Consider the following 23,540-nt stretch of genomic DNA (forward strand, 5'->3'; position numbering starts at 1 on the left):
CGAGCGGCGTCCGGTTACAAGTCACGTTGCCCGGTTCGCCATTCGTCCCGGGGCGATGTCGATCGCCGGGCCTTCGTTCGGTCGGCTTTGGGGGAGATGGGGTGTCGTTGTCTACGCTGCTGGGGTGATTGAGACGGGGACTGACGTTATTGCCAGCCATATCGTCTGGGACTGGAACGGAACACTGCTGAACGACAACGACGCCGTGCTCGCGGCTGTCAACGACGTCTGCGCAGGGTTCGGGCGGCCGGCGCTGACGCTCGAGCAGTGGCGCGAGGTGTACATGCGGCCCGTGCTCAAGTGCTACGAGCAGGTGCTGGCCCGCACGTTCACCGCGGCGGAATGGGCCGAGGTCGACCGGCTGTACCACCAGCGCTATGACCAGCTGTTCAGCACGTGCGCGTTGGCCGAAGGCGCCGTCGACCTACTGAAGGCCTGGCGCGATTCCGGCCGGACGCAGTCCTTGCTGTCGATGTGGTTCCACAACCAACTGGTGCCGGCTGTCGCCGACTTCGGCCTGGACGACCTGTTCCAGCGAGTCGACGGCCTCCGCTCCGAGGTGGGCGGTGATTCCAAAGCCGAGCACCTCGCCCAGCACATCGAGGCCCAAGGCCTGAACCCCGCGAGCGTCGTACTCATCGGTGACGTGGTGGACGACGCCCTCGCCGCGGCGGAAGTCGGAACCGGCTGCATCCTGGTCACCACCGGCGTGATGAGCCGAACCTCCCTGGTATCCACCGGCGCGCCCGTAGCCGACTCCCTGACCGCCGCCCTGGCCCTACTCCCCACCCGCTCGCGGTAACCGGCAAACGCGGCGCCTCTGGGTCGCGGCCGCGGTATCTCGTGGTGGCGTCTTGACCGCCCGTAGAGTCCGTCATTGGACGCGCCGACGGTGGCAGTACGACTGGGTGCTAGAGCGTGGTGAGGATTTCAGGGCCGTTGGGAGTGATGGCGACGGTGTGTTCGGCGTGGGCGCCGCGGGTGCCGTCGGCGGAGCGTAGGGTCCAGCCGTCGTCGTCGATGACGTAGACGCTGCCGGCGCCGTGCCAGAACCACGGCTCGATCGCGATCACATGGCCCGGGAGCAGCGTGAAACCACGGCCTGGGCGGCCGCCGTTCGGAATGTGCGGCTCCTCGTGCATGGTGCGCCCGATGCCGTGACCACCGAAGTCGAGGTTGGTGCCAAGCCCCGCTGCCTGGCCGATCTGCGCGATGGCGTGACCGATGTCGCCGAGGTGCGCGCCGGGTTGCGCCGCGGCGATACCAGCGGCAAGCGCCTGTTCCGTGGTGGCGATCAACTCAAGGTCTTCGATCCGGGGCGTGCCGACAACGAAGCTGATCGCGGAGTCGCCCGACCAGCCATCGACACTCGCACCGCAGTCGACGCTGAGCAGATCGCCGTCGGCCAGCGGGACGTCGTTCGGTAGGCCATGCAACACGGCATCGTTCACCGAGGCGCAGATGACGCCGCGGAACGGCGTACCGGCGAACCCGGGCTGATAGCCGTCGAACAGCGAGGTGGCCCCCTCGGCGGCGAACACCTCGCGCGCCACGGCGTCCAGTTGGCGGGTGGTCACGCCGACAGCGGCCTCTTTACGCACGGTGGCCAGGGCCAGCGCGACCACCCGGCCGGCGGCGCGCATCTGCTCGATCTCGTCGGCCGTCTTCAGCTCGACCATGACTCTCCCGGACGTAGCGTGATAGTTATACCGGTATTTTTATCATGGCGTGAACGGTCGGCAGATTTGCTGCACGCCGTGGTCGCACGGGCTGGTGGTTGTGTAAACGGCTGGTCCGGTGCGGTTCGGAGAGTGTTACCAAACCCTGATCGGCCGCGACCAACTTTGGCCCGGGCCAGGGCGTCTCCCCAACAACAATCGCTTGGGTACGCCGGGCGATCGAAGGAGGCAGTCGTGAGAACCCCAAGCCGACGAATCACGCGGTCCGGGCTGGTCCTGTCCGCGCTGGTCGTGCTGGCGATGGGACTCTCGGCCTGCCAGGACGTCACCTCCTCCGGCCCAGCTGACTCGCCCAAACCGCCGGCTTCGTCCCCCTCGGGTAGCCCCACCAACACGCCACAGCCTCCGCCGGGTGGCGCCGATCGCCTCACGTTGGTGGCCACCGGCGACGTACTGCTGCACGAGCGGCTCTGGCGAACGGCCCAAGTTGACGGCAAAGGCCGGTACGACTTCGAACCGCTGATGGCTCCGATCAAGCCCTTGGTGGAATCGGCCGATCTCGCGGTCTGCCACCTGGAGACACCGCTAGCCGAACCAGGCGGTCCCTACTCGGGTTACCCGCTCTTCAATGGTCCGCCGCAGATCGCGCCCGCGTTGAAGGCCACTGGCTACGACGCGTGTACGACGGCCAGCAACCACAGTTTCGATCGTGGCGCGCGTGGTGTCGACAGAACACTCGCCACCCTGGAGAAGGCGGGACTACGCCATTCCGGCACAGCCCGTACGCCGAAAGAGGCCGCCACCCCGGTCATTCTCGACGTACGCGGCGTGAAGGTGGCACTGCTCAGCTACACCTACGGGTTCAATGGAATGCCTTATCCGCAAGGGCAAACGTGGCGCGCCGGCAAGCTCGACGTACCAGCGATCAAGGCGGCCGCCCGAAAGGCGCGCGACGCCGGCGCCCAGATCGTGGTGGTCTCCTGCCATTGGGGCACGGAGTACGACCAGAAGGCCAACCCGGAGCAACGTGCGCTCGCGCCGCAACTGCTTGCCGATAGCAACATCGACCTGGTGCTCGGGCATCACGCGCACGTGGTTCAGCCGATGGAACGGATCAACGGCAAGTGGGTCGCGTACGGGCTCGGCAATCTGATGGCGGCCCACCGGCAGCCGTTGTCCATCAAGTCCGAGGGTTTGCTGGCGCGGTTCACCTTCGCTCGTGGTGACGACGGCCGCTGGTCGGTGGACAAGGCGGAGTACGCGAGCCTGCTCGTGACCGACAGCGTGCCCATGCGCATCCTCGACGTCCGTCGCCAACTCGCCAAACCAGACCAGAGCGCCGCCACCCGCCGCCGCCTCGAAGCAGCCCGCGCCCGCACCGAATCCGTGGTCACCTCGCTAGGCGCCGCCCGCCACGGCGCCACCCCCATCACCCCCTAACGCTCTCCGTTCTCATCCCGGTCGCGCCCAGTCTTATCCCGGTCGCGCCCAGCCTCATCCCGGTCGCGCCCAGCCGCATCCCGGTCGCGCCCAGTCTTATCCCGCGAGTGGCCGCGTCCAGTCTCACCGTGTTCTCCCCGTTCCCCACGTGCGTCGGCGTCGGCACCTATCCGCGTTGCCTCACGTCCGTTGACGTCGGCACCTATCCGTGTTGACCGGTTGGCCGCGCTCACCGGATCAAAACACGACCACTCGCGGAAGAAGAACGCTGAGGGGCGCGAAGCGGCGGGTGAAAAATGCTTTGTGGCACAGGGGAATGGCGTTCTAGGGTCCGGGTATGGGTAGCTTCTTTGTGATGGTGCGTCGTGTCCGGGAACGGGCGCGCCGCGTGGGGATGGCATCCCCTCGATAGTCATTGGGCGCGGCGGGTAGTCGCGGCTGCCGGGGTTCGCCCGGGCGAGTTGGTGCTCGACATCGGCGCCGGCCGAGGTGCTTTGACGGCACCGCTGGTCGATGCGGGTGCGCGCGTACTGGCGGTGGAACTGCATCCGGGCCGGGCTGATGACCTGCGCCGGCGGTTCGCCGATGATCCCGTCACGGTGATTCGTACGGATGCGGCCGATTTGCGCTTGCCGGGTAGGCCTTTCCGTGTGGTGTCCAGTCCACCGTACGGGATCTCGACCGCCTTGCTGAAGCGGTTGCTCGCGCCCGGGTCACGCCTCATCTCGGCGGATCTCGTCGTGCAACGAGCCTTCGCGAACCGCTGGATTGGCGGCAATGCGCCAGGTAGTGGCCGTTGGTCCCGCCATTACGAGCTTGGCCTGGGCCTACGCCTTCCGCGCAAGGCCTTCACGCCCCCGCCCCGTGTTGACTCCGCGGTCCTCACCATTCGCCGCCGCTAGGGCCTGGCGAGAATCGCAAGCCTCGTCCAACCGTCGCGTCGGGGTGCGGTGCCGTGCCTGTTCTTCTGACTTAAGTTTACAGCTGAGGGCCTGTTCGATGGATCGGTTGTCCACAGGCTGTGGCGGCGGCCGGACATTTGGAACGCCGGGCGGCGGTTGGGCCCAGGGGGCGGTTGGACGGGGGAGGGGGTGGAGGGTTAGCCGTGCCAGGAGTTCCAGAGGGCGGCGTAGGAGCCGTTGCGGGCTACTAGTTCGTCGTGGCTGCCTAGTTCGGTGATGCGGCCGTCTTCGACCACTGCGACTCGGTCGGCGTCGTGGGCGGTGTAGAGGCGGTGGGCGATGGCGATGACGGTGCGGCCTTCGAGTACGGCGGCGAGGGAGCGCTCGAGGTGACGCGCGGCCCTGGGGTCGATCAGCGAGGTGGCCTCGTCGAGGACCAGCGTGTGCGGATCGGCCAGGACCAGCCGGGCCAGCGCCAACTGCTGAGCCTGTCCCGGCGTGAGCGCCACTTGACCCGAACCAACTCGCGTATCCAGGCCGTCCGGTAGTACCTCGGCCCACTCTCGCGCATCGACCGCCTCGAGCGCCGCCCACAGCTTCTCGTCGTCGTCCCGCTCGTGCTCCGGATGTGGCAGGGCCATCGCGAGATTGTCGCGCAACGTGCCGACGAAGACGTGGTGTTCCTGGGTGACCAGGGCCACCTGGCGACGGAGGTCGGCGAGGTCCAGTTCGGTCATGCCCACGCCGCCAACCGTGACGGAGCCGGTTCGGGGCGGGTGAATGCCCGCGACCAGGCGGCCGAGGGTGGACTTGCCCGCGCCGGACGGCCCGACCATGGCGATGCGCTCGCCCGGTTGAACCACCAGGTCGACGCCGTGCAGTACGTCCCGGCCATCGACGTACGAGAAGCGGACGTCACGGGCCTCGACCAGTTCCCCCGAGGGCTTCCGGCCGGTCGGCTCGCGGTCGTCGGCGACATCGGTGATACCCAGCAGGCGCGCCAGCGAGGCGGCGCCGACCTGCAGCTCGTCCATCCACGAGATCAGCCGGTCGACCGGATCGATCAGCTGGTTGGCGTAGAGCGCGCCGGCCGTCACCGCGCCGAGCGTGATGTGCCCGTTGATGTGCAGCCAGCCGCCGAAGAGCAGCGTGCCGACCAGCGGTACCAGGTAGGTCACCTCGACCACGGGGAACCAGATCGTGCGCAGGCCCAGCGTGTACCGCTCGGCGAGGTAGGAACCGCGGATGTCCGCGTCGGTCCGCCGTACGCGCTCGTCGTACAGCCCGAGGGCCTCGACCGTGCGGGCGCCTTCGACCGTTTCGGCGAGCGAGCTGGTCATCTGGGCATAGGCGGCGTTCTCCCGGAGGTAGCCGTCCTTGGCTCGCTTGAGGTACCACCGGGTGCTGATCACCAGGAGCGGGACCATGACCAGCAGCGGCACCAGGATCCACACCCCGACCAGCATCGTCGCGATGACGGTGAACAAGGTGGTGACCAGCGCGACGATGGTCTCCGGTACGGCGAAACGTACCGTCCGGGACAGGGCGTCGACGTCGCGGGAGGTACGGGACAGCAGGTCGCCCGTACCGGCTCGCTCGACCGTTCCGATCGGTAGTGCGAGGGCGTTGTCGACGAACTCCTCGCGTAGTTCCGCGAGTACCTTCTCGCCCAGCGCGAACGAGCGGAACCGCGCCCACCGGGTGAGCAGCGACTGGACGATCACGAAGACCGCGATGACCAGCACGACCTGGTTGACCTTGGCCGCGGTGGTGCCGTGCTGAACGCCTTCGACCAGATCGCCGATCAGCCGGGGCGCGGCCAGACCGGAGATGGCGGCCAGGCCGTGCAGCCCGAGCGTCAGGCCGAGCTCACGGGGATGGCGGGCGGCGAGGCGGCGCGCATGGCGACGGACCTCCGCGGTATTGGCCACGGGCAGGGTCTGCTTCATGCGCGCACCTCCTCGATTTCGTCTTCGGTCTGTCTGGTCACGGTCGCCCGGTAACGCGGTTCGTCGTCGAGCAGCTCGCGGTGCTTGCCGGTGGCAACAACTCGGCCGCCGGCCACGAACACCACCTCGTCGACCCGGTCGAGCAGCAGCGGGCTGGACGTGATGACGACGGTGGTACGCCCGGCGCGATGGGCGCGTAGCCGGTCGGCGATCCGGGCCTCGGTATGCGCGTCGACGGCTGAGGTCGGTTCGACCAGGATGAGCACGGCCGGATCCGCCATCAGGGCGCGGACCAGCATCAGCCGTTGCCGCTGGCCGCCGGAGAACGAGCGGCCCTTCTCCTCGACGTCCGACTCGAGGCCGTCGGCCAGCGCGACCAGTACGTCGTCGGCCGAGGCCGTCGCGATCGCCGCCATCACCTTGGCGTCGGAGGCCTGGCCGGTCGGGTCGAGCTGGTCGCGCAGGCGTCCGGTGAACAGCTGTGCGCCGGTGTCGGCCACCAGGATGTGACGTCGTACGTCGGCCCGGGTGGCGGCCGCGAGCGGCACCCCGCCGAACGTGACCAGCCCTTCCTCGTATCGGCCGAGGCGATCCGCGAGCAGCGCGCCCTGTTCCGCCTCGGCGGCGACGATCGCGGTGAGCCGGCCATGGCGGGCCTGGATACCGGAAGCGGGATCGACCAGGTCACCTTGATCCGGCAGCGCGACCGGTTCGTCCGGGTCGGTGATATCGGAGGTGAGCGACAGCACGCGATTGATCCGCCCGGCCGCGACCAGGCCGCGCATCAGCTTGTCGGCGGCTTCGGTTGCCGTGCGCAACGGCATCACCAGGAAGGTCGCGTAACCGTAGAACGCGACCAGGCTGCCCGCGCTGACCTGGCCACGAAGCGCGAAGTGCGCCGCGAGGCCGACCACCAGCACGATGAAGATGCCCGGCAGTAGCACCTGGGCCGCGTCGAGCGTGGACTGGATGCGAGCCACCCGCACACCGGCCATGCGAACCTGCTGGGATTCGCTGCGGTAGCGCCGGGCGAAGGAGTCCTCGCCGCCGATACCCCGCAGCACCCGAAGGCCCGCCACGATGTCGGAGCCGAGGGAGTTCAGCTCCCCGACGGCGTCGCGGTGCGCGAGCTGCCGCCGCTGCAGGGGGCGCAGCATCGGGCCCAGGCAGAACAGCAGCACCGGTACGCCGATCAGCACGATCAGGCCGAGCGTGGTGGACGAGCTGAGCAGAATGACCGCGACGACGAAAAAGGCCACGATCGCACCGGCGAACCGGGCCACCACCTCGAGCACGTTGCCGATGTGGGCCAGGTCGCTCGCGCCGACGCTGACCACCTCACCGGTGGCCAGGTTCTTTGGCAGGGCGGCGCCGAGATCGGCCGAGCGGCGGGTGATCACCTGGACCGTGCGGTAGGCGGCGGAGAGCCAGTTCACCACCGCGAACCGGTGGCGCATGATGCCCGCGCCGGCCGAGACGCCGCCGATACCGAACAGCACCGCCGTCCAGAAGAGCAGCCGGCCGCTGTCGCCCGCCGCCACGCCCTCGTCGATCGCCCGGCCGAGCACCGCCGGCAGTAACGCCTGCGCGGTCATCCAGAGAATGCCGAAGCTCACCCCGCCGGCGAGCGTGGCCTTCTGACCGCGGGCCACCCACCACAAGTAGCGGGCCGGCGAGCGATGATCTGGTATGCCGGGATCGGCAAGAGGTAGTTGTCGCATAGCCGTTTCAGGCTAGGCGTGAGCACCGCCGATCCGCACCAGGTTTATCGGCGGGCTCAGCTGGCTTTGCCGCGGTAGGTGAGCCGCCGCAGCAGCACCTCGAACGGACCGCGCCAGCCCTTGCGGCGCATCGCCTCCGCCATCGCGACCGTGGCGGCCCAGGTCACGATCGCCAGCAAGGCCGTCTGCCAGATCCGCAACGAGGAACCGAGATCGAGCAGATAGGGCGAGAACACGACATACCAGACCACGGACTGGGCGAGGTAGCACGTCATCGAGCGCTGGCCCGTCGCCTGCAAGGCCGTGACAACCGGCCCATACGGCTTGACGAGGCGCTGAGCGAGTACGGCGACCAGCAGCGCATACGCCGGTCCGCCCGCCAGGCCGGTCAACGCGTGCAGGGAACCCGCCCCAAAGACTGCCAGCGAGTCGGACTTGTCGCCGAAACCGGCGATGTACCAGGCGAGTGGTGCGCCGCCCACGACCGAGATACCGATGCCCAGGGCAATGAACTTGCCCAGGCGCGCGGGTGGTTCCTCCAGTAGGCGGCGTCGTGCGGCCCAGATGCCGAGCAGGAAGGCCGCGGCGGCGGTGACCGCGAACAGCGGCGCGGTGATGAGCACCATCCAGGACCGCTCGATCATGCCGTCGATCAGACCTTCGGGACCCTTCTCGATCGCCATCGGGATGGAGACGAGGCCATACAGCGTGGCGCCCAGCAGCGCCCAGACGCCGGCCCAGATCAGCAGCCTTCGATCGGTCGACCGAACGGCGCCCGCGAGCGTCACGGCCAGCAAGCCATACGCCGCGAGGATGTCGCCGGAGAAGAGCAGGATCGCGTGCAGCACGCCGAAGACCACCAGCCAGCGGCCACGGCGGCGCAACAGCTTCCGGGTCTCGCGCCAATCCTTGCCGTTGAGGTCCTCGCGGCGGGTGATCTGCACCAGGCCGTAACCGAAGAGCGCCGCGAACATCGTGTACGACCGGCCGTCGACCAGCACGGTGGTCAGCGTCGCGACCAGTTTGTCGATGAAGCTGGTGACCACCGGCATCAGCCGGACCGTCGCACCGGGCGACTCGAGGAAGCTGTGGGTGTTCGCGAGCGCGATGAACAGCAGCAGAAAGCCCCGGGCGAGATCGGGGCCGGGCGCGCGGGCGCTGACTGTGGTCGGCCCGGTCCTGGTCGTGGCGGCGGTCGTCATGGCCGGAACGCTACGGTGTACGGCGGAGGAGGGCGTCAGCCTTTCGGCCCGAGTTCGGGAGCCGAAAGATTGAGATCCGAGACCAAAGTCGGGCCGGCGGCATCCAAAGCAGGGCCGGCGATCCGCTACCGACGGTCAGGACCGTTTCACCTGCTGTTGGGCGGTGGGTCGTCCGGCCGCCATCTGGCCGGTCTTGCCTGGGAACATGCTGGTCATCGCGCATCGGGGAGCGAGCGGGTATCGCCCGGAACACACGCCGGCGGCGTACCGCCTGGCTGCGGCGCAGGGCGCCGACTATCTGGAGCCGGATCTGGTCGCCACGCTGGACGGCGTGCTGGTGGCCAGGCACGAGAACGAGATCTCCGGTACTACCGACGTCGCGGACCACGCGGTGTTCGCGGATCGCCGGGTCACCAAGATCGTCGGTGGCGAGGCCGTCACCGGCTGGTTCGTCGAGGACTTCACCTTCGCCGAACTCCGCACGCTACGGGCCCGTGAGCGCATGCCCGCGCTGCGCGCCACCAATACGGCCTACGACGGGCTGGAGGTGATCCCGACCTTCGACGAGATCGTCGCGATCGCCCGGCAGGAGTCCGCCCGGCTGGGCCGCCGGATCGGGATCTACCCCGAGATCAAGCACCCGACGCACTTCCGTCGGCTCGGCCTCCCGTTGGAGGAGTTGCTGGCCGAACGGCTGATCGCGCTCGGCCTCGACTCCGCGAGTGGCGAGGTGATGGTCCAGTCGTTCGAGCCGACCAGCCTGCGCCGTCTGGCCGTGATGACGGGGGTGCCCCTGGTTCAACTGGTTGACGGCAGCGGTTCGCCGTACGACTTCGCGGGTCGTGGTGACCCCAGGTCGTACGCCGACTTGCTGGCGCCTGCAGGCCTTCGGGAGATCTCGACGTACGCGCAGGTGCTCGCGCCGTACAAGGACCTGGTGATTCCGCGTACCGCCGCCGGGCGGTTGGGAGAACCTACAGGGCTCGTAGACGCCGCACACCGGGCCGGACTCGCCGTACATCTCTGGACGTTCCGGGCCGAGCGGCGCTTCCTGCCGACGGACCTAGACCTCAGCGGCGAGTTGGACCGGTTCCTGGCGACAGGCGTTGACGGGGTGTTCGCGGACCACCCGGACGTGGCGGCGGAGGCAGTGGCGCGTGTGGCCAGCCGGAAGACCCGCGTTTCGGTCTAGTCGGGGACCTGCGTCTCGGTCTAGCCGGAGGACCCGCGTCTCGGTCTAGCGGCCGAAGCTGCGGCGAAGTTCGGTAAGGGCCGGAGCGCCTGCGGCGGCCAGTTCCCGGTCGATGGTGGCTGAGTCCGACAGCCCGAGTACGACCTTCGCCGTGGTGGTGGGACGGGCTCGGATGAGTTTGACCCGCAAATACGTCGGGGGATGGGTTGAGTCGGTCCGGGTCTCCCGGACTCGGGTAGTGCGAATACGCCGGTCGATCTCCCTAGCCGGGATATCGCTCACTGCGCGCCGTACTGCGTCCAGCGGTTCGACGTCGCTTCCGAAGCGCAACGCCTTCTCCAGTGCGCGATAGGCCGTTTCGACGATGACTAATCGCTCCAGCGAGGTGGCCGCCGCCTCGGAGCCTGCGACTTCGCCGGAGATCCGGTCGGCCAGGTACTCCGCGCGCTGCTCACCGCGGAGCGAGGCCCGGGTCAGCAGCCAGCGATAGCCACGAATGGGTGGGCCGACTATGGCATTCACCAGTCGGGTGAGGAACGTGCCGTCGGTGTCTTCGACCAAAGCCGCCGCGTCGTCCTTGAGCTCGTCGTACGGCTGCGGGCTGAAGCTGCTCTCCAGCTCTTCCAGGATGTTCTCAGCGTTCCAGACGAGCGTGTTGTTCCTTATGTCGCCGTTGCGGCCGTGGCCGAACTCGTGCGCCAGCACAGCGACTCGCTGCTGTGAACTCATCGCCACCCAGAGCGGAAGCCCGATGCCGACGACCGGACGCATCCGCCACCCGATCTCCGTAATCCACAACTCGGGCTCAGCGGTCAGTACGACCGAAGCGACTGGGCGGGCCTTTACGGCGGCGCTGATCTCGTCCAGCAGGTTGTACAGCCGTGGAACCTCGGCGCGGCTCACGTGGAGCTGGTCCGGGTCAAGGCGCTGCGGCCGGGGCCGAAGCGACCAGGCGATAGCGAACCCCACGGCGGCGAAAGGAACTGCCAGCCACAGCGGCCGGTAGAAGAGCAGAATCGTGATCCCGGCGGCGAGAGCCACTAGCGGCAACAGCAGCACTAGGAACGACAGGAAGTACGCCATCGCCCGCGCGGCGTCCCAGCCGGGCTTGTGGATCGTGCCGTGTTCCAGTTCGCGGTAGAGCGTGTCGGCGAGCCGGTGCTCCAGCTTCTGGCGCCAGGCCGGGTAGGCGTCGTCGACCGGTAGCGGGTCGACGTTCCACTCGCAGGAGTCACACCAGGTGACGTATCGCGGATCGACCCGGAGTTGCTTGTCGCACTGAGGGCAGCGGGTCACTGCCGCGTCGGTCTCCACGGCAGCAGTGTGACTGGGCCGGTCGATCGGCTGTCAACTGCTGCCGTGAGACGAGGTCAGGCAGCGGGCTTGGTGGGCTCGTCGTAAATCCGGCTGGCGATATCGCCCTCCGGCGTCGGGTGGGGCTGCTGGGCCGGCTCGTTACCGGCCTCCGGCATGACCACCCAGGCGACGACGTAACCCAGGATCGCGGCGCCACCGGTGATGAAGGTGAGAACCACCCAGCCCAGGCGGACCAGGGTGGCGTCGACGTTGAGGTACTCGCCGATGCCCCCGGACACTCCGGAGAGCATCCGCTGGGAGCGGGAACGGCGGAGGACCTTGCTGGACAGGTTCTGAAAGGGTGCGGTCGAGTTCGTCATGTCTCCAGAGTGCGGCCCGCGGGCCCGCGATCACATCGGGATCGGTACCGATCCGACCCTGGTCGGACCCCTGAGCGGGCTGGAGGAAATTGTCGGTGCCGACCCTTAGCGTGCTGGGCAGTGAGATCAACCCTGCGAGTGAGGTGGTGGCGGATGGACGAGGCGGCTGTGCGCAAGGTGCTGCTCGACCTGCCGGAGGTCACCGAGCATCCAGGCTGGGCCGGTCAGCCGGTGTTCAAGGTGCGCGGCAAAAGTTTTGTGTACTTCTCCGCGGAGGGCGATCGGGCCTCGATCAAGGCCTTTCGCGAGGAGCAGGAGGCACTGGTCGCGGAGAATCCAGAGGTCTACGAGCCATCCTGGGCCTCAGGGCGGTTCGCCTGGCTCAGTGCCGACTTCGCCGCGGCGGAGGACCAGGAGCTGCGCGAACTCCTGACCGAGGCCTGGCGGCTCACCGCCCCGAAAACCCTGGTCAAACGCCTGGACGCCACCTAACAGTGATGAGCTGAGGTCAGCGAGGATCTCCATACTTGCTGCCCGATCCCGTCGGCTGCCCCGTCTTTTGCCTGGTCTGTCCGCCATAGGTCGCTGGCACGGCGTGAGCCCGGGCTGGCTACCGGGTTGCGGGGCGCCTACCGGGTTCTGGTGCGCCCACTACCGAGTTCGTGTGCGGCTACCCGGTTGCAGCCAGGTAGCCGCACCAAAACTCGGCAGTCGACCTCGAGACCACCCGATCGCCTATCCGCCCGCCCGTACGTCGCCCGAGCGCGCCGGAGCCCGCCTGGCGCCTGCCTGCGCCTCGGTGGCCCGCGCTCGCCCGCGCCCGCCGCGTCTCGGCCGGCCGAGACGCCTGCCTCGCTTGCCGAGCCGGCGCAGGAACTCGCTGCCTGGCATCTAGCCCTTCTTGGTGAGTCTGCTGGACATGCTTGCGGGGCAAAAGATGTCCAGCAGACTCACCAAGATGATTCAGCACGCCGGGAAAAGCTGATGCGGGGCGCGGTATCTGGCTGCCGTGGCCGGGGGCCCAGCTGGGGAAGCCGAGAGCTAGCAGGGGTAAGCGTGTCTGAGCAGGGGTTACAACCCGTGCTCAGACGCCGTTTGGGGTGCTCGGTCCCCACGAGGTGGCCCAGTTGTGGCGGCTCGTTGTGCCAGCCGGGACGCTGGAAGGTGGGCGCGGTACGCCGAGTCCCGTGGTACCGGCGGCCGTACCCCACCTTCCCGCGAGCGGTCGCACGCGACCACTCGCGGGGACAGACGACGAGCTACCGAGCGTGGACGGGCGCGACTTTGCACAACTCGTCGGACCGGTAAGGCGGCGCGAACTCGTCGGACCGGCAAGGCGGCACAGCGGCGCGAACCCGTGGGGCCGGTAAGGCGGCGCGAACCCGTCGGACCGGTAAGGCGGTCACGCCTGGGCGTGTTCCCGGGTGTCGCTGGTTGGTCTCCAGGGGAGCGTCCCTGGCTGGGATTAGACCCTGGTTGAGGGCCTAGAGCGACCGTCGGACGAGGACCCACGGGGGGAGGTCCGGCGTACCTCGTGGAATCCGGCGTCGAGGAAAACGGACAGCGGGCTGCGATAGAGATCGGCCGAGGCCGTTCGTCCAGACGCGTGCAGGTCGATCGCGTTGCCTTCGACGGCCGTCGCGCCGCGCGCCCGGGCCAGCTCCACCGCGCCTTCGAGCAGGTGGCTCGCCATGCCCTGGCGGCGATGCCCGACGGGTACGACGAAGCAGGTGACCGTCCAGAGGCCGGGCGCGGGCTCGGCGGGATGGTGGTGCCAGTTCTTCGAGGCGAGCACCCGGGGGTACGACGTACGCCGGGCGACGGCGCACCAGCCGGCCGGAGTGCCGTCGTCGTACGCGAGCACGCCCGGAGGTGGTTCCACCTTGACCTGCTGTCGCAAGGCCCGCCGTTTGGCCTCGCTTGGGCGGTCCCAGTCGTTGCCGCGCAGTCGGAAAAACTGGCACCAGCAGTGGGACGGATCGCCGCGTTCACCCATGACCGCGATCACGTCCGCCCAGCGTTCCGCCGTCGCCGGCAGCACCTGAACGCTCATTCCCGCACCGTACGACGCTCCGCCCGCCCGCGGGAGTAGCCACCGCCGGGGAGGCTGGGCGCGACCTCTGGGGCGGCCGCCGGGAGGCGTCACCATACCGGCGCTGGCTTGCACTCGCTTGGGTCGAGTGCTAAAACTTGGTTAGCACTCGAAGGTCCCGAGTGATAACCAGCGATGGTTGTGACCGGGCCCTGGGTGTGACCGGAGACGGTCTCGATGAGGCATCAAGACGGAGCGGGACGTGACCGCGCCGATCGAGATGTCGTCCGTCGCGGGCATCGGGCCGGCTGTTAAAGAAACTCGACGCGGGAGGACTCGCGGAGAATGCCCAAGCTTATTGCTTTCAATGAGGAAGCGCGCCGCGGCCTCGAGCGGGGTATGAACACCCTCGCCGACGCCGTAAAGGTGACGCTTGGCCCGAAGGGCCGCAACGTCGTGCTGGAGAAGAAGTGGGGCGCCCCCACGATCACCAACGACGGTGTCTCGATCGCCAAAGAGATCGAGCTCGAGGACCCGTACGAGAAGATCGGGGCCGAGCTCGTCAAGGAAGTTGCCAAGAAGACGGATGACGTCGCTGGTGACGGTACGACGACCGCGACCGTGCTGGCCCAGGCGCTCGTGCGCGAGGGTCTGCGCAACGTCGCCGCCGGCGCCAACCCGATGGGCCTGAAGAAGGGCATCGAGAAGGCCGTCGAGGCCGTCAGCGAGCAGCTGCTCGCCCTGGCGAAGCCCGTGGAGACCCGCGAGCAGATCGCCGCGACCGCGTCGATCTCCGCCGCGGACACCCAGGTCGGCCAGATCATCGCCGAGGCGATGGACAAGGTCGGCAAGGAAGGTGTCATCACCGTCGAGGAGAGCAACACCTTCGGGCTCGAGCTCGAGCTCACCGAGGGTATGCGCTTCGACAAGGGCTACATCTCGCCCTACTTCGTGACCGACACCGAGCGGATGGAAGCGGTTCTCGACGACCCGTACATCCTCGTGGTGAACAGCAAGATCTCGAGCATCAAGGACCTGGTCCCGGTGCTGGAGAAGGTCATGCAGACCGGCAAGCCGCTGGCCATCATCGCCGAGGACATCGAGGGCGAGGCCCTCGCGACCCTGGTCGTGAACAAGATCAAGGGCACCTTCAAGACCGTCGCCGTCAAGGCGCCGGGCTTCGGTGACCGCCGCAAGGCCATGCTGGTCGACATCGCCATCCTCACCGGCGGCGAGGTGATCTCCGAGGAGGTCGGCCTCAAGCTCGACGGCGTCGGCCTGGAGCTGCTCGGTCAGGCCCGCAAGATCGTCGTCACCAAGGACGAGACGACCATCGTCGAGGGTTCGGGCAACGCCGACCAGATCTCCGGCCGGGTGAACCAGATCCGCGCCGAGATCGAGAAGTCGGACAGCGACTACGACCGCGAGAAGCTGCAGGAGCGTCTGGCCAAGCTGGCCGGCGGTGTTGCGGTCATCAAGGTCGGTGCCGCCACCGAGGTCGAGCTCAAGGAGCGCAAGCACCGCATCGAGGACGCCGTTCGCAACGCGAAGGCCGCCGTCGAAGAGGGCATCGTTGCCGGTGGTGGCGTCGCGCTGCTGCAGGCTTCGGTCAAGGCGTTCGAGAAGCTCGAGCTCGAGGGTGACGAGGCCACCGGTGCCGCCATCGTGCGGTCCGCGGTCGAGGCACCGCTGAAGCAGATCGCCGTCAACGCCGGCCTCGAAGGTGGCGTCGTGGTGGAGAAGGTTCGCAACCTCGAGCCTGGTCACGGCCTCAACGCCGCGACCGGCGAGTACGTCGACCTGATCGCCACCGGCATCATCGACCCGGCCAAGGTGACGCGCTCGGCGCTGCAGAACGCGGCGTCCATCGCGGCCCTGTTCCTCACCACCGAGGCCGTTATCGCCGACAAGCCCGAGAAGGCCGGTGCCGCCGCTGGCGGTGGCGCCCCCGACATGGGTGGCATGGACTTCTGATCCCCGATCCATCGGATCTGAAGCTGTAACAAACAGAAGGGCGGTCCCGCGAGGGACCGCCCTTTTGTCTTGCCTGACACAACTTCAAAGCCGGTAGGACTACCAGCCCTGGATCAGGCGCTTGGCGATGACCGGGCTGAAGTGACCGGCCTCGACGGTCGGCGCGATACCGCATTTGCCGTCGGAATCACCCGGAACCTTGATCCACAGCAGCATGTCCGCGCCACCGCCGGCCTGTGAGGTGACACCGAGCTGGCGTCCGGCCGGGTTGCACCATTCGCCGTTCGAGCCCTTGCCGTTGCGGCTGGTATCGACCACGAAGTTGCTACCGGCGCCCCCGCCGAGCGCGGACTTGATCGCGTTGCCCTTCGTGAGCGACTGGCTGGTCGTGTAGTAGTTCGAGACGTTGAGCGCGAACCCGCGGATGCGGTTCACCTCGACCAGCTTGAGCCGGCGGGCCATCTCGTTCGCCGCGATCCAGCTGTAGTTACCGCCGTCCATGTAGGCCCAGGTGTTCGGGTTCTTGGCCTGGAACTCCCGCACTGCGAACTTCAGCAGCTCGATTCGCTCGGCCTGGGCCGCCGCCGACATGCAGTCGAGCTGCGCGAGCGCGTCCGGCTCGATGATGACGATCGCCGGGTGGCCGCCGAGCGCGGTCGAGAACTCGCTGATCCAGTCCTTGTACGCCTGGGCGCTGCCCGCGCCACCGCCCGAGTGCCCACCGCAGTCGCGGCCGGGGATGTTGTAGGCCACCAGGACCGGCAGCTTCTCGATCACGTCCGCGTCGTTGGCGAACTTGTTCACCGCATCACCGATGTCGCCGCTCCAGTTGCCGAACCAGCGAGCACCGGCCTTCGTCGCGATCCGGTCCCGGATGAGGGCCATGTCCGGATGGCCTTGGTTCTGGGCCACCCACTTGGCCGAGTTGGACTCCGGATCGACGTAGAAGCCGTTCGACATCTCCAGCGGGTTGCCGGCCACCTGCGCCTGGGCGGGAGCAGCGACGGCCGGGGTCAGCAGGGCGAGGGACAGGGCCAGCAAAGCGACGAACTTCCCGCGGGGCGGTGCCATCTGGAACCTCTTTCGACTAGGTCGGGCGCCCGGGCCGCATCCAGCCCGGGCGCCGATCGTAGCCAGGAAGGCGCACGCCGTACGCGTGGTGGCAGGAACAGGCAACCGCTCCCGCTCAGGCTTGTTCGTCCACCTCGCAGAACGAGGCGTAGTGGTCGCTCGTGTAGTAGACGTACGCCGGCGAGGTGGCCCGTCCGCCACCGACAAGCCGTCGCGCGCCGCGATCGGGAGAGCCCGGCGTCTTCACGGTGTACTCGCGGTAGTAGCCGGATGTTGCCGACGGCAACAGGCCTTCCCGGTTCTGGAAGACCGTGCCGTCCCGGTCGTACGGGAACGGGCCGCCGGAGTGGATCAGCTCGAGGGTGTGCGACGCCTCCCGCGGCAGCGAGGAAAGCGCGCACGTCGGCAGCGCGTCCACCTCCCCAAGCACGCCGTACGACGAGGCGCCGGACGACGAGGTGCCGGGCACGCCGTACGACGCGTTGGCCACGCCGTACGAGGGGCCGGGGGAGAGGGGATGCGCGGTGGCGGTGGCGGTGGTTCCGGCTAGGGGCAGGATGGCCAGGGCGGTGAGGGCGAGGGCGTTGCGGAAGATTCGCATGCCCGCAGGCTGCCCGAACAAGGTGACCACGGCTCATCCCAACTGTGGATAGTTGGTGGACTATGGCCTGTTCGGCGGATAAGGTCGGTGACGGCGAGTAGCCCTACGAGCGAAAGGAGGCGCCATGAATACCCTGGTTTGTTCCCTGGCGCGTCTGGCCTGCTCATCTCCCTCGCTCTGAGCGAGGCCGCGCGCCTCCTGTTGGAGGTTTTGTGCAGATCCGTTCCATGGTCGAGTCCGATCTCGGCCGAATCCTGACCTGTCTTGAGACGCAGTCGGTCAACACGACGACACCCGAGCGCTTCAACGAGTTCCTCACCACCCGGGCCTATCGGCCGGAGTGGACCTGGCTTGCCGTCGAAGGCGAACAGATCCTGGCCTTGTCCGTTTGGTGGGGCCTGGACGGCTACGAGAAGCCGTTCGCTCTCGACTGCCTGTACGCCGATGAGTCCGTGGTGGAGCCGTCAGCGCTCTGGGCCGACTTGCTGCGGCAAATGGTCGACCAGTTCGAGCCCGAGGACGAACAACCCGAGTACCACCTCTTCCTGTCTACGGAGTGGAGGTCGGATCCGAAGATCCAGGCAGAGGTTGAGCCGCGTCTAGCCGCTGCAGCCGCTGTCGGACTTACCGGCCTGACTGAGCGCTTGCGCTTCGAGTGGACGGCCGCAGAAGGTTTGCCCGACAGGTCGTCCCGCTTGACCTTCCGCGCCGAACCAGACGACGAAGCCTTCGTGGACGTCCTGCAACGGGTAGCGAAGGGAACCCTCGACGCATCCACTGCTCGCGCCGTGGTTCGCATCGGCGCGGAGGGCGCAGCTCGCGAAGAACTGGAGACCTACCGCTCGCTGCCGGGTGATCGGGCCTGGTGGCGCCTCGCGTACAACGCCGAGAACGAGTTGATCGGCTTCGCGATTCCGTCGGCCAACAACGGCGGTCCGGTGGTCGGGTACCTCGGCATCCTGCCCGAGCACCGCGGCCACCGGTACGTCGACGACCTGCTGGCCGAGATCACCCACATCCTGGCCGAGACCGGGGCTGAGGTGATCCGGGCGGACACCGACTTCGGCAACGTCCCGATGGCGGCAGCCTTCGAACGGGCCGGCTATCAGCACTTCGCCACTCGCCTCGTGGCCAGCCATCCCGGCGGCTAGTCACCCGCCCAGCCGGTGATCTGCCGAACCCACCGCATCCGTCGACCGGAATGCGGTGGGCTCGGCAGGTCTCGACAGGGGCGGCGAACGATCATATGTTAGCGCTCACATTCGGCAGGTTCGCAGATCTTGCGTGGACGAGGAGCATCAGATGACGGCTGGCTTCGCACGGCGTGACTTCCTCAAGGCGACCTCACTGGCAGCTGCGATGCCGCTGTTCGGCTCGGCTGCGGGCGAGGCGGTGGCCGCTCCGCTGCTCGATGCGGCCCAGTCCGCGCCGGCGCCGGGAAAGCTGCGCTCGTTCGCGCTGTCCGAGGTTGCGCTGTCCGAAGGCGTGTTCTCGAAAAAGCGTGACCTCGTGCTGGCCTACGCACGGGGTTACGACGTGAACCGGCTGCTCCAGGTGTTCCGCGCGAACGCAGGTCTGGACACCTTGGGCGCCGTCGCACCGGGCGGCTGGGAAGGGCTGGACGGAGAGGCGAACGGCAACCTCCGCGGCCACTACACGGGCCACTTCCTGTCGATGCTCGCCCAGGCGTACGGCAGCACGCGTGACACCGGCTACCTGGACAAGATCCGGACGATGGTCGGGGCGCTCAGCCAGTGCCGGGACGCGCTCCGCCGCGATCCGCAGATGCTGAGCGTGGCGGGCAAGTCCGGCCGAGCACTGGAACTCCAGCGCGGCGCCTACCAGTTCGTCGATCTGCCGCCGGAGCCGCTGCCTGCGGAGTTCACGTTCGCCGCCTGGATCAGGCCGTCGCACGGCGCGAACTGGACGCGGATCTTCGACTTCGGTAACGACACGACGCGATACCTCTACCTGTCCGCCCGCAACGGGAACGGCGTCCCGCGCTTCGCCATCACGGCAAACGGTCCTGGCGCTGAGCAGGGCATCAACGGCACCACACCGTTGCCGCTGAACCAGTGGAGCCACATCGCGGTCACGATCGCGGGCACCACCGGCACTCTCTACGTCAACGGCGTGCCGGTCGGAACGAACACCGCACTGTCGCTGAACCCGGCGGCACTCGGCGCGTTGCAGCACCATTGGCTGGGACGCTCGCACTTCGCAGGCGACCCGGTGTTCGCGGGCGCGCTGGACGAGGTGAACATCTCCGCACGCGCATTAGGCCCGGCCGAACTGGAGGCCAAGGGAGACCTGGCGTCGTACACCTTCGATGAGCTCACCGGCGGAACCTTCGCCGACTCGTCCGGTCGTGGACGCACCGCGTCTCTGCGCCGCACCTGGGGCGGGCCCAGCCATCCCGGATTCCTCGCGGCGTACCCGGAACCCAGTTCATCACCCTGGAAACGATGACGCGTCCGGACTACACGGTGGTGTGGGCGCCGTACTACACCGCCCACAAGATCCTCAAGGGCCTGGTAGACGCGTACCGCAACACCGATGACGCACGGGCCCTGGACCTCGCCGAAGGCCTCTGCGACTGGATGTACTCGCGGCTGCGCCCGCTGCCGGCCGAGGTGCGCCAGCGGATGTGGGGGATCTTCTCCAGCGGCGAGTACGGCGGTCTCGTCGAGACGATCGTCGACCTGCACTCGATCACCGGCAAAGCCGTGCACCTGGAGCTCGCGCGGCTCTTCGACCTCGACTCGCTCATCACGGCCTGCGCCGAGAACCGGGACGTGCTCGACGGGCTGCACGCCAACCAGCACATCCCGATCTTCACTGGTCTCGTCCGCCTGTTCGAGGCCACCGGCGAGCAGCGGTACTGGACGGCCGCACGGAACTTCTGGGACATGGTCGTCCCGCCGCGGATGTACAGCATCGGCGGGACCAGCACCGGCGAGTTCTGGCGGGCGCGCGGCGTCATCGCCGGCACGCTGAGCGACACCACGGCCGAGACCTGCTGCGCGCACAACCTGCTGAAGCTCAGCCGGCAGTTGTTCCTGCACGAGCAGTCGCCGAAGTACTTCGACTACTACGAACGCGCGCTCTACAACCAGGTCCTCGGATCCAAACAGGACCGCGCGGACGCTGAGCTGCCGCTCATGACGTACTTCATCGGCCTCAACCCGGGCGCGATTCGCGACTACACGCCCAAGCAGGGCACGACCTGTTGCGAGGGCACCGGGATGGAGAGTGCGACGAAGTATCAGGACTCGGTCTATTTCCGCGCTGCCGACGACTCGCAGCTGTACGTCAACCTCTACAGTCCGTCGGTACTGAAGTGGAACGGTGTCACCGTCACGCAGACGACCGGCTTTCCGGTCGAGCAGGGCACGACGCTGCGGATCACCGGCCGGGCCCGGTTCGATCTGCTGCTGCGCGTGCCGGCGTGGGCCGAGGACTTCACCGTCGCGATCAACGGTGACCAGCAGCGGGTGAGCGCGGTACCCGGCACCTACGTGACGCTGTCGCGGTCATGGCGCGACGGCGACACCGTTCGAGTGCGCATGCCGTTCAGGTTGCGCAGTGAACGGGCGCTCGACCAGCCCGGTGTGCAGACCCTGATGTACGGCCCGATCCACCTCGTCGCGCGCGAGGCCCGCCAGACCTTCCTGGAGTTCGGGCTGTACGGCCGTGCGGCACTTTCCGGTGACCTCGCGGCCAACCTCCAGCCGATCGCGGGCAACCCGTTGCACTACCGGCTCGGCGGGGTCGAACTGGCACCCTTCTACGAGGGCACCGAACACGCCTTTCACTCGTACTTCCGCCGGGTGGAGCCGAAAGTCGTGTTCGCGGGCGTCGACTCGGGCGTCGCGAACCCGGCGCGCCCGGACGGCTCGACGTTGCTCGATGAGGTCTGGCTGGCGGCGCCGTTCCCGGCGAAGCGCGTGTTCGTAGACCGGGTCACCGCGGTGGCCCGGCAGTGGGTCGCGCAGGGGCTGATGTCCGTGGGCGACCATGACCTGGTGATCCGTACGGCCCGCAACGCGCCGATCCGCTGAGCTCAGGCTTGCGCGGATTGCTCCTCGGGGGTGGAGCGGCGTACGACGAGGCGGGTCCAGGCGCCGACGTAGATGCGGTCGTCGGGGCCTAGCTCGCGGCGTTGGCCCGGCGTGATCGGGTCGGTTGGCATGGGCCCGGCCGCGGCGCCGACGTAGGTGCCGTTGGCGGACTGGAGGTCTTCCACCCACCAGCGCTGGCCGTCGGTGGTGAGCTGGGCCTGGCGACGGCTGACGCCGGTGTCGCCGTCGCAGTCGATCTGCGGGGTGATGCCGCGCGACTTCGACGGACGGCCGATCAGCAGGCTTTTCTCCAGCAGCGGTACGACGATCGGCAGGCCCGGGCTCGGGCAGGGATCGTCGCTTTGCTGCAGGGCGTACCAGTCGGGGTCGATCCAGCGCTCGACCACCCATTCACCGACGCTCGGGGCCGGCGCGGGAGGTGTTGGTGGCGCCGTACCGAGGTCGAGCGGGGAGACGGGCCGCGGCATCGTGCCGGTGGTGAAGTCGTAGCCGCAGGACTCGCAGAACAGGGCGTCGGGCGGATTGGCCTCCGCGCAGTTCGGGCAGGCCTGGGTCACCGGCGCGGCCGGGGTCAGCCCGGACGCCGCCGCGGCCCCCAGCGCCGAACCGCCATCGCTGAACGACCCACCACCCGGGCCGCCCGGACCGGTAGAGCCGGAGGCGGCGGGAGCAGCGTCCATCGGCAGGCCGCAGACATCGCAGTAGTCGGTGGAAGCGGACGGGTGCCCGGAGGGGCAGATGCTCATTTCTTCACCCGGGTGGTCTTGGTGGATGCGGTGTCGAGGGCCATCTCGTCGAGTTTGTCGACCGTGCGCTTGAGCCGGACGACGCCCGTGGCCGGGTCGTCGACCTCGACCACCTTACGCAGCCGGGAGGTGGCTTCCTCGTTGCCGGTCTGCGCGGCGAGCTGGACCGCCCGGCCGAGCTTGGTCGTCGCCGTCACGGTGTCACCGGCGGCCTTCGCGGCCAGGCCTTCCTGGATGGCGTCGGCGAGTTCGGTCTGCCCGGTGTAGTGCGCGACCTCCGGGCTGATCCGGGTGGTGAGCGCCTCGTCGTTGGACCACAGCGCCTTCACCAGGCCCTGGGCGACAACCTGGTCACCGATGACGAGCTGGACCCGCGCGGCGAGCTGCTCCTGGCCGATCGCCTTCGCAGCGAGCCGGATCGCCACGTGGTAGTCGCGGGACTCGTCGCCCCACGAGCCGGTCGGGTACGCGCCGGTCAGCGCGTTCACCTCGGTACGGCGCGACGTCAGGTCTTCCACGGTCGGCGCGACCTGGCGGACGAACAGCACCTGCGCGCCCTGCGGAGCCCATACCCGCATGTCGGCGGAGGCGATGCCGCGGGCCATCGAGGCCTGGATCAGCGACGCGAACACCTCGGCCATCTGGTGCGGGCGGGGATGATGTCGACCGTACCGAGCAGGGCCGTGGCGATCCGGCGAACCTCGGCCACCTGCCAGCGGTCGCCGACACCCCGGCAGTCGCACTGGAACTGTCCGGTGACGGCCTCGATCGTGGCGGTCAGCTGCTCGGGCGTCTCGTGCTGGTTCTCGCCGTCGGTGAGCAGGATGGCGTGCTTCTGCGACAGCGTGGGCACGGTCGCGAAAACCCGGGCCGCGAGCCGCAGCCAGGTGCCCATCGCCGTACCGCCGTCGGCGTAGAAGCGGGACACCGCGTCCTTCGCGGCGGCGCGCGCGTTCGGCTCCATCCGGACCATGACCGGCTCGGCCGAGGCCGGGAAGGCCAGCTGGGCCCGGTCGTTGCCGGAGATGACCGCGAACCACACGCCATCGAGGATCTGGTCGATCGCGGCCGCGGCGGCGGTCTGCGCGGCCCGGATGCCGTCGGCGCCCATCGAGCCCGAGGTGTCGACGATGATGATCTCGCCCGCCTCGCCGGAGCCGGACTGCCCGGCCGAGCCGGCGCCGGTGGCGGTCACGGTGACGATCGCGTGTACGTCGGTACCGCCGTCGGGCAGGAACTCGTTCTGGTACACGGAGGCGGAGAACTCGGCCAT

General features: G+C 68.4%; 21 protein-coding genes. 9 read left to right on the forward strand and 12 right to left on the reverse strand.

Features of this window, described 5'->3' with window-relative positions; genetic code table 11:
- Positions 1 to 124 precede the first annotated feature (124 nt).
- Positions 125 to 802, forward strand: coding sequence for an HAD family hydrolase (locus tag ACFFGN_RS32640; RefSeq protein WP_380055884.1), 678 nt, complete (start codon positions 125 to 127; stop codon positions 800 to 802).
- Between the two features lie 109 nt (positions 803 to 911).
- On the opposite strand, the gene map is transcribed toward ACFFGN_RS32640, so the two are convergent.
- Entirely contained in the window at positions 912 to 1,679 is a 768-nt protein-coding gene (map, locus tag ACFFGN_RS32645) for a type I methionyl aminopeptidase (protein ID WP_380055887.1), read from the reverse strand.
- A gap of 234 nt (positions 1,680 to 1,913) precedes the next feature.
- On the opposite strand from map, the gene ACFFGN_RS32650 reads away from it, so the two are divergent.
- Positions 1,914 to 3,119 carry a CapA family protein gene (locus ACFFGN_RS32650; RefSeq protein WP_380055890.1) on the forward strand — a complete coding sequence of 402 codons (1,206 nt, stop codon included), beginning with the start codon at positions 1,914 to 1,916 and terminating at the stop codon, positions 3,117 to 3,119.
- A 365-nt stretch (positions 3,120 to 3,484) separates the two neighbouring features.
- Complete coding sequence (locus tag ACFFGN_RS32655) at positions 3,485 to 4,021, forward strand: rRNA adenine N-6-methyltransferase family protein (protein ID WP_380055893.1); 537 nt, start codon at positions 3,485 to 3,487, stop codon at positions 4,019 to 4,021.
- A 197-nt stretch (positions 4,022 to 4,218) separates the two neighbouring features.
- On the opposite strand, the gene ACFFGN_RS32660 is transcribed toward ACFFGN_RS32655, so the two are convergent.
- From ACFFGN_RS32660 to ACFFGN_RS32670, 3 genes are read right to left on the reverse strand one after another with little or no spacing between them, the layout of a single operon-like run.
- A complete protein-coding gene (locus tag ACFFGN_RS32660) occupies positions 4,219 to 5,970 on the reverse strand; it encodes an ABC transporter ATP-binding protein (RefSeq protein WP_380055897.1) in 1,752 nt (583 codons plus the stop codon).
- Positions 5,967 to 7,691, reverse strand: a complete 1,725-nt coding sequence (locus tag ACFFGN_RS32665) for an ABC transporter ATP-binding protein (RefSeq protein WP_380055900.1) — start codon at positions 7,689 to 7,691, stop codon at positions 5,967 to 5,969. Before ACFFGN_RS32665 ends, ACFFGN_RS32660 begins: the two co-directional genes overlap by 4 nt.
- Positions 7,692 to 7,747: 56 nt before the next feature.
- Positions 7,748 to 8,893 carry a DUF418 domain-containing protein gene (locus ACFFGN_RS32670; protein WP_380055903.1) on the reverse strand — a complete coding sequence of 382 codons (1,146 nt, stop codon included), beginning with the start codon at positions 8,891 to 8,893 and terminating at the stop codon, positions 7,748 to 7,750.
- Between the two features lie 205 nt (positions 8,894 to 9,098).
- Here ACFFGN_RS32670 and ACFFGN_RS32675 point away from each other — a divergent pair, with 205 nt between their 5' ends.
- The gene (locus tag ACFFGN_RS32675; protein ID WP_380055905.1) at positions 9,099 to 10,085 is read left to right on the forward strand and encodes a glycerophosphodiester phosphodiesterase; all 987 of its coding nucleotides are present in this window, start codon (positions 9,099 to 9,101) and stop codon (positions 10,083 to 10,085) included.
- A 45-nt stretch (positions 10,086 to 10,130) separates the two neighbouring features.
- On the opposite strand, the gene ACFFGN_RS32680 is transcribed toward ACFFGN_RS32675, so the two are convergent.
- Together ACFFGN_RS32680 and ACFFGN_RS32685 are read right to left on the reverse strand one after the other, a co-directional pair.
- A complete protein-coding gene (locus ACFFGN_RS32680) occupies positions 10,131 to 11,399 on the reverse strand; it encodes a M48 family metallopeptidase (RefSeq protein ID WP_380055907.1) in 1,269 nt (422 codons plus the stop codon).
- A 56-nt stretch (positions 11,400 to 11,455) separates the two neighbouring features.
- Positions 11,456 to 11,761: a PspC domain-containing protein gene (locus ACFFGN_RS32685; RefSeq protein ID WP_380055910.1), complete on the reverse strand. Its 306-nt coding sequence runs from the start codon at positions 11,759 to 11,761 to the stop codon at positions 11,456 to 11,458.
- A gap of 153 nt (positions 11,762 to 11,914) precedes the next feature.
- On the opposite strand from ACFFGN_RS32685, the gene ACFFGN_RS32690 reads away from it, so the two are divergent.
- Positions 11,915 to 12,253, forward strand: coding sequence for an MmcQ/YjbR family DNA-binding protein (locus ACFFGN_RS32690; RefSeq protein ID WP_380055913.1), 339 nt, complete (start codon positions 11,915 to 11,917; stop codon positions 12,251 to 12,253).
- Positions 12,254 to 13,226: 973 nt separating this feature from the next.
- Here the strand turns inward: ACFFGN_RS32690 and ACFFGN_RS32695 are convergent.
- A complete protein-coding gene (locus tag ACFFGN_RS32695) occupies positions 13,227 to 13,814 on the reverse strand; it encodes a GNAT family N-acetyltransferase (RefSeq protein ID WP_380055916.1) in 588 nt (195 codons plus the stop codon).
- 324 nt (positions 13,815 to 14,138) lie between these two features.
- Between ACFFGN_RS32695 and groL the strand changes: the two genes are divergently transcribed.
- Complete coding sequence (gene groL / locus ACFFGN_RS32700; protein WP_380055918.1) at positions 14,139 to 15,767, forward strand: chaperonin GroEL; 1,629 nt, start codon at positions 14,139 to 14,141, stop codon at positions 15,765 to 15,767.
- Positions 15,768 to 15,866: 99 nt separating this feature from the next.
- Here groL and ACFFGN_RS32705 read toward each other — a convergent pair whose 3' ends face one another.
- Together ACFFGN_RS32705 and ACFFGN_RS32710 are read right to left on the reverse strand one after the other, a co-directional pair.
- On the reverse strand, positions 15,867 to 16,838 hold the full coding sequence (locus ACFFGN_RS32705) for a glycoside hydrolase family 6 protein (RefSeq protein ID WP_380055921.1): 972 nt from the start codon (positions 16,836 to 16,838) through the stop codon (positions 15,867 to 15,869).
- A gap of 115 nt (positions 16,839 to 16,953) precedes the next feature.
- Complete coding sequence (locus ACFFGN_RS32710) at positions 16,954 to 17,439, reverse strand: guanyl-specific ribonuclease (RefSeq protein ID WP_380055924.1); 486 nt, start codon at positions 17,437 to 17,439, stop codon at positions 16,954 to 16,956.
- Between the two features lie 212 nt (positions 17,440 to 17,651).
- Between ACFFGN_RS32710 and ACFFGN_RS32715 the strand changes: the two genes are divergently transcribed.
- The 3 genes from ACFFGN_RS32715 to ACFFGN_RS32725 all read left to right on the forward strand — a co-directional run bounded on the left by ACFFGN_RS32715 (position 17,652) and on the right by ACFFGN_RS32725 (position 21,500).
- Positions 17,652 to 18,590 (forward strand): GNAT family N-acetyltransferase, encoded by a 939-nt coding sequence (locus ACFFGN_RS32715; RefSeq protein ID WP_380055927.1) that lies wholly within the window; start codon positions 17,652 to 17,654, stop codon positions 18,588 to 18,590.
- Between the two features lie 151 nt (positions 18,591 to 18,741).
- Complete coding sequence (locus ACFFGN_RS32720; protein WP_380055930.1) at positions 18,742 to 19,908, forward strand: LamG domain-containing protein; 1,167 nt, start codon at positions 18,742 to 18,744, stop codon at positions 19,906 to 19,908.
- Complete coding sequence (locus tag ACFFGN_RS32725) at positions 19,905 to 21,500, forward strand: beta-L-arabinofuranosidase domain-containing protein (RefSeq protein ID WP_380055933.1); 1,596 nt, start codon at positions 19,905 to 19,907, stop codon at positions 21,498 to 21,500. Before ACFFGN_RS32720 ends, ACFFGN_RS32725 begins: the two co-directional genes overlap by 4 nt.
- A gap of 2 nt (positions 21,501 to 21,502) precedes the next feature.
- On the opposite strand, the gene ACFFGN_RS32730 is transcribed toward ACFFGN_RS32725, so the two are convergent.
- Genes ACFFGN_RS32730 through ACFFGN_RS32740 form a run of 3 tightly spaced genes read right to left on the reverse strand, consistent with a single transcriptional unit; the run spans position 21,503 to position 23,540 of the window.
- Positions 21,503 to 22,267 (reverse strand): FHA domain-containing protein, encoded by a 765-nt coding sequence (locus ACFFGN_RS32730; protein WP_380055935.1) that lies wholly within the window; start codon positions 22,265 to 22,267, stop codon positions 21,503 to 21,505.
- Positions 22,264 to 22,908, reverse strand: coding sequence for a hypothetical protein (locus ACFFGN_RS32735; RefSeq protein WP_380055938.1), 645 nt, complete (start codon positions 22,906 to 22,908; stop codon positions 22,264 to 22,266). The genes ACFFGN_RS32730 and ACFFGN_RS32735 overlap by 4 nt, the downstream gene beginning before the upstream one ends.
- Positions 22,884 to 23,540 carry a vWA domain-containing protein gene (locus ACFFGN_RS32740; RefSeq protein ID WP_380055940.1) on the reverse strand — a complete coding sequence of 219 codons (657 nt, stop codon included), beginning with the start codon at positions 23,538 to 23,540 and terminating at the stop codon, positions 22,884 to 22,886. Before ACFFGN_RS32740 ends, ACFFGN_RS32735 begins: the two co-directional genes overlap by 25 nt.

Source organism: Kribbella deserti (assembly GCF_042434725.1).
Lineage (GTDB): Bacteria > Actinomycetota > Actinomycetes > Propionibacteriales > Kribbellaceae > Kribbella > Kribbella deserti.

Bases quoted from the DNA above. Each gene is read 5' to 3' on its own strand.
- ACFFGN_RS32690 (WP_380055913.1), top strand. From the start codon at position 11,915: ATGGACGAGGCGGCTGTGCGCAAGGTGCTGCTCGACCTGCCGGAGGTC.
- ACFFGN_RS32725 (WP_380055933.1), top strand. From the start codon at position 19,905: ATGACGCGTCCGGACTACACGGTGGTGTGGGCGCCGTACTACACCGCC.
- ACFFGN_RS32705 (WP_380055921.1), bottom strand. From the start codon at position 16,838: ATGGCACCGCCCCGCGGGAAGTTCGTCGCTTTGCTGGCCCTGTCCCTC.
- ACFFGN_RS32675 (WP_380055905.1), top strand. From the start codon at position 9,099: ATGCTGGTCATCGCGCATCGGGGAGCGAGCGGGTATCGCCCGGAACAC.
- ACFFGN_RS32740 (WP_380055940.1), bottom strand. From the start codon at position 23,540: ATGGCCGAGTTCTCCGCCTCCGTGTACCAGAACGAGTTCCTGCCCGAC.
- ACFFGN_RS32685 (WP_380055910.1), bottom strand. From the start codon at position 11,761: ATGACGAACTCGACCGCACCCTTTCAGAACCTGTCCAGCAAGGTCCTC.
- groL (WP_380055918.1), top strand. From the start codon at position 14,139: ATGCCCAAGCTTATTGCTTTCAATGAGGAAGCGCGCCGCGGCCTCGAG.
- ACFFGN_RS32710 (WP_380055924.1), bottom strand. From the start codon at position 17,439: ATGCGAATCTTCCGCAACGCCCTCGCCCTCACCGCCCTGGCCATCCTG.
- ACFFGN_RS32730 (WP_380055935.1), bottom strand. From the start codon at position 22,267: ATGAGCATCTGCCCCTCCGGGCACCCGTCCGCTTCCACCGACTACTGC.
- ACFFGN_RS32720 (WP_380055930.1), top strand. From the start codon at position 18,742: ATGACGGCTGGCTTCGCACGGCGTGACTTCCTCAAGGCGACCTCACTG.
- ACFFGN_RS32670 (WP_380055903.1), bottom strand. From the start codon at position 8,893: ATGACGACCGCCGCCACGACCAGGACCGGGCCGACCACAGTCAGCGCC.
- ACFFGN_RS32660 (WP_380055897.1), bottom strand. From the start codon at position 5,970: ATGAAGCAGACCCTGCCCGTGGCCAATACCGCGGAGGTCCGTCGCCAT.
- ACFFGN_RS32735 (WP_380055938.1), bottom strand. From the start codon at position 22,908: ATGGCCGAGGTGTTCGCGTCGCTGATCCAGGCCTCGATGGCCCGCGGC.
- ACFFGN_RS32695 (WP_380055916.1), bottom strand. From the start codon at position 13,814: ATGAGCGTTCAGGTGCTGCCGGCGACGGCGGAACGCTGGGCGGACGTG.
- ACFFGN_RS32665 (WP_380055900.1), bottom strand. From the start codon at position 7,691: ATGCGACAACTACCTCTTGCCGATCCCGGCATACCAGATCATCGCTCG.
- map (WP_380055887.1), bottom strand. From the start codon at position 1,679: ATGGTCGAGCTGAAGACGGCCGACGAGATCGAGCAGATGCGCGCCGCC.